At 50.3% G+C, this 4854-nt stretch carries 4 protein-coding genes; all 4 read right to left on the reverse strand.

The window, feature by feature from the left end; genetic code table 11:
* Nucleotides 1-925: EF-P 5-aminopentanol modification-associated protein YfmH (gene yfmH / locus AQR02_RS14105; RefSeq protein ID WP_245237439.1), on the reverse strand; the 925-nt coding region annotated here is incomplete at its 3' end.
* Between the two features lie 2 nt (nt 926-927).
* Nucleotides 928-2166 (reverse strand): EF-P 5-aminopentanol modification-associated protein YfmF, encoded by a 1239-nt coding sequence (yfmF, locus tag AQR02_RS14110; RefSeq protein WP_187388809.1) that lies wholly within the window; start codon nt 2164-2166, stop codon nt 928-930.
* 210 nt (nt 2167-2376) lie between these two features.
* Nucleotides 2377-3231 carry a spore cortex-lytic enzyme gene (sleB, locus tag AQR02_RS14115; protein ID WP_054941030.1) on the reverse strand — a complete coding sequence of 285 codons (855 nt, stop codon included), beginning with the start codon at nt 3229-3231 and terminating at the stop codon, nt 2377-2379.
* A 180-nt stretch (nt 3232-3411) separates the two neighbouring features.
* A partial coding sequence (locus AQR02_RS31355) for a DNA translocase FtsK (protein ID WP_148449159.1) occupies nt 3412-4854 on the reverse strand: 1443 nt, incomplete at its 5' end.

Genomic DNA, 4854 nt, shown 5'->3' on the forward strand with positions numbered 1-4854 from the left:
AGCTGTCGGAGATTAATTCTTCGTCATACAGCTTCTGATATAGTGCTGTGCTGCTTCCAAGCAGCAGATCGAGCATCAACTTGGTTATCAGGTCACGCCGTACCGCCGCTTCCCCGGTTAAGCCTTCCACCTTTTCTTTAAATCCGAACAGGCATTTCGGCATGGACACGGCAAGCCGGCTTTCTTGATGCTTCTCCGCAACCTGGACGGGTTCTTCTTCGAAAATACGGATGATTTCGCCCTGCTTTTCGTAAGACTTGGCCGCCTGGTTGTTGCGGATTAGCTCAAACACCTGTTCAGGATCTACACCGCCAACAACAAAGAGCAGCATATTGCTGGGATGATAGAAGGAGTTGTAGCATGTATACAGCGTTTCTTTGGTGATAGTGGCTATAGATTCAATTGTACCCGCAATATCAATATGCACCGGATGTTTCGCATACATCGCTTCAATCAGACCGAAGTATACGCGCCAGTCTGGATTATCCGCGTACATATTGATTTCCTGGCCAATAATCCCCTTTTCCTTCTCCACATTTTCATCCGTGAAATAAGGGCGCTGCACGAAATCAACCAGTGTAGTGAGATTGGTTTCAATATTTTCGGTAGCCGAGAATAGATATACGGTCTGATCAAAGCTGGTAAAAGCATTTGCCGAAGCGCCGTTAGAAGCAAATGTGGCAAAAATGTCGCCTTCCGGCTCCTCAAACATCTTATGCTCCAGGAAGTGGGCAATACCGTCAGGAACGGTTGTCTCTTCCCCGCCTGCCACTTTGAAATGGTTGTCTACCGAGCCATATTTAGTTGCAAAGGTGGCATAGGTTTTTTTGAAGGCTGGCTTCGGAAGCACATAGACCTGCAGACCGTTATCCATAACCTCGTGATAAAGTGTTTCTTGCAGTTTGTCGTAATGGATCTGTTCCACTGCTATTCCCCCTTCCCTGTCAGGAAATAAATCGTATCAAGCTGGAAGGTGTCGGCAGCCGCCTTCACTTCTTCCGCGCCGATGCCGTCCACCTCTGCAAGCAGCTCCTGGGCAGAACGGTCTTTTCCGGACAATTGGCGGTTGAAATCGAACGAAATCAATTCAAATGCGGAGTCTTGAATTTCAGACAGCAGATTACGGATCATCGCCTTGGTCTGGCTCAGCTCGAGGTCACTGATATTTCCGGCTTTCAACTCATCGAGCTGTTTGCGGATAATATCAACGGCCTTGCCGTAGTTTTGGGTTTCAATCCCCGACTGGATGGTACCGATGCCCTTATGTCCGTCATACCGGGACGAAGCGTAATAGGCCAGACTCTCTTTCTCACGTACATTGACGAAGAGTTTGGAGTGCGGATAACCGCCCAGGATCCCGTTGTACATCAGTGCAGAAGCATATCTGTCGTCTTTGTAGGTAATTGAGGTACGAAGCCCCATGTTCAGCTTGCCTTGATTCACGTCCAGCTTCTCTTCCACCGTACGGACTTCCTGTACAGTTACCGGCTTGAAGTTGGAGGTATAGGATTCACTCTGCTTGTGAGCACGGCCGAAATGGCGGATGACGAGCTTCTCGACTTCTTCCGGCGTCGTATCCCCGACTACATATAAATCAAGAATCGCACCGTTTAACCACGCAGTATATGACTCATACAGGTTCTCAGGGGTGATTCCGTCAAGGTCCGCTCTCTGTCCAAGCGGATGCAGACGATAAGGCTCCTGGCGGCACATTTCCTCAATGCAGCGTTCAGCGGCATAACGTATTTTATCGTTTACGATCGCTTCCAGTTTCTTGCGCACTGTTTCCCGCTCTGTTGCAACATAGGAGGCACGGAAGCTTCCATTCTCCAGCAGCGGGCGGGTCAGCACCTCGCCGAGAAAAGCAAACGACTCGCCAAGCAGACTCTCCTTGCTCTGTACAAACGAATCATTGATCGTATCCATCCGGAACTGGACAATTTGATAGTCCCCCCGTTTGTAGATGTCGAAACCGAATCCGGCCCCGTACAGCTCCTCCAGCCGTTCACGGAATTGTGTCGTTTCCGGATATGTAGCCGTACCTCTGCGAAGGACAAAGGGTGCGAGTGCTGTTGGTGTCACTGTGCTTTCATCAAGCGGCACACCGGCATAGAGAGAAATGGCGAATGTTTTGAACGCCTTTGTCGGCAATACGTGGATACGCATACCGGCAGCGTTGCCATGTTGAAATCCATTATTTGTCAAGTCCAAAACTCCTTTACGGCGTGGATAGATGCTTTACAACAAGTTTATGAAGTATTATCCATTCTAAACCATTCCAAAGTAAGGAAGCAACCGGAAGAAAGCGTACCGGTTGCTCTTGGTCGGTTTATGCAATGCGAGCAGCTAAGGGTGTGCCTATATTTGCTCCAGTTCTTACATGCAGAAAATATGCTCACCGATTGTTTTGACCTGCGGACGGGACCAAATCCATTTTGAGGTAGCCGTTTTAGGATTAAAATAATACAGGCATCCGCCGGAAGGGTCCCAGCCGTTAAGCGCCTGCTGAACTGCTTTACGGGCCTGCTCATTTGGCTCCAGATAAATTTGACCGTCAGCTACGGCTGTAAAGGCTCCAGGCTGGAAGATTACGCCGGAAGGTGTATTCGGAAAGCTGGGAGATTTCACCCGGTTCAGAATAACCGCAGCAACCGCCACCTGGCCTTCAAACGGTTCACCCCGTGATTCACCATATACTGCATTGGCCATAATCTTCAGGTCATTTTCAGATAAGCCCATCGTATTGCCTGAAGACAGCTCTGCCGTTGTATTCGTTTTACCGGAATCGGCTGCCGCTGTGTTGCCGCTGGCTGTATTCTTTTTAGCAGTAGTGGTTGAAGGCTCTGTCGGCTTCCAGGCTTTGGTCGCATTGTACAGCTTCAGCTTTGTTTTTGCCCCGACTATACCATCCGCTTTCATTCCAAATTTCCACTGGAACCAAGTAACCGCATTTTTCGTGTTTGTACCAAACTGGCTGTCTATCTTGCCTGCGTAATATCCCAGGTGCTTCAGTCTTCCTTGCAGTTCATAAACATCTTGGCCTGATGAACCTACCTTCAGCGGGGTAGTTCCAAAAGCCGGAAGCACCTCTTCCTCAGAAACAGTCATAACAGATGCGTCTTGCTGGGGATTGGCATAAACGTCTTGATCCTTAAAGAATAACCCCGCAAACGGTGCGGCTGCCAGTGCCAGGGTCAGTAAGGCAAAAATCCATTGATTATGTTTTTTCATTGGGGTCGCTCTACCTTTCTCTTGTAAGTTCAACATGGATGGCTAAAGTTATTATGAGGACTGGAAGGCCATCCTATGCATGAACTGGCCGGCACGATAAATTCTGCAGATGAACAAGCCTTCTCCACGCAGCAAAAAAGCACCCTTTCCGCAAAGGAAGGATGCTTTATCTATAAACTGTTATGAGCTGATCCGGTTATGCTGATACTGTTCCAGCGACATCAGCACTTCACGCGGCTTGCTTCCCTCGTAAGGACCGATAACCGACCGGGCTTCCATGGCATCAATAAGGCGGGCAGCACGGGTGTAGCCTACACGCATACGGCGCTGGAGCAATGATACAGAAGCTTGCTTCGCCTCCAGTACGATCTGAACCGCCTGTTCATACAATTCATCCTGTGGCTCCTGATCTTCTGAGATCATTTCATCCACCTCTGGAACAAGGGATTCGTCATATTCGGCTTCTCCCTGGCTGCTGACGAACTGCACAATTGCTTCAACTTCCTGATCGCTCATAAATGCACCCTGTACCCGGACCGGCTTGGAGGCGCCCATCGGCAGGAAGAGCATATCGCCGCGCCCCAGCAGCTTCTCAGCACCCGGCATATCCAGAATCGTCCGGGAATCGACGTTCGAAGATACCCCGAAGGCAATCCGGGATGGGATGTTGGCTTTGATCAGACCTGTGATAACATCAACTGATGGGCGCTGAGTGGCAATGATCAGATGAATCCCTGCGGCACGTGCCATTTGCGCAAGCCGGCAGATGGCATCCTCTACATCGTTCGCCGCAACCATCATTAAATCGGCAAGCTCGTCCACAATTACGACGATATAAGGCAGAATGGCAGCCGGATTGTCCTTCATCAGATTGTTATACCCTTCGACATTACGCGTTCCCGATTTGGAAAAGAGCTCATAACGTTTCTCCATCTCCACTACAATCTTCTTCAGGGCCAGACTTGCCCGCTTGGGATCCGTGACAACCGGAGCCAGCAGATGCGGAATACCGTTATAGACATTAAGCTCAACCATCTTCGGGTCAACCATCAGGAACTTAACCTCGTCCGGTTTGGCTTTATACAAAATACTGGTGATAATTCCGTTAATACAGACGGATTTACCGGATCCTGTCGCACCCGCAACCAGAAGATGGGGCATCTTCGCGAGATTGCCGACGATCGTCTGACCGGAAATATCACGTCCGAAGGCAATCGACAAGCGCGATTCGGCATCCTGGAAAATTTGGGTCTCCATTACCTCACGCATCGTTACGATGGAGACTTCAGGATTAGGCACCTCGATGCCGATCGCCGATTTGCCGGGGATCGGCGCCTCCATGCGGATATCCTTGGCAGCAAGCGCTAGAGCGATGTCATCGGTCAGGTTGACGATCCTGCTGACCTTCACACCGATGTCAGGCTGAATCTCGTACCGCGTAACAGCCGGTCCGCGCACCACTTCAAGCACCTTGGCCCGGACACCGAAGCTTTCCAGTGTGGCCTCCAGTTTGCGGGCAGTCTGCATATAATCGTTCTGGTCACCCGCTTTACCGCCGCTGTTCGGTTTGGCAAGCAGCCGGAAAGGCGGAAGCTTATAGGGCTTGGGAGGCGGTGGAAGCGG

It is taken from the genome of Paenibacillus ihuae, assembly GCF_001368795.1.
Lineage (GTDB): Bacteria > Bacillota > Bacilli > Paenibacillales > Paenibacillaceae > Paenibacillus_AQ > Paenibacillus_AQ ihuae.

Excerpts from the sequence above, each read along its gene's own strand:
- yfmF (WP_187388809.1), bottom strand. The coding sequence starts at position 2,166 with ATGCGTATCCACGTATTGCCGACAAAGGCGTTCAAAACATTCGCCATT.
- sleB (WP_054941030.1), bottom strand. The coding sequence starts at position 3,231 with ATGAAAAAACATAATCAATGGATTTTTGCCTTACTGACCCTGGCACTG.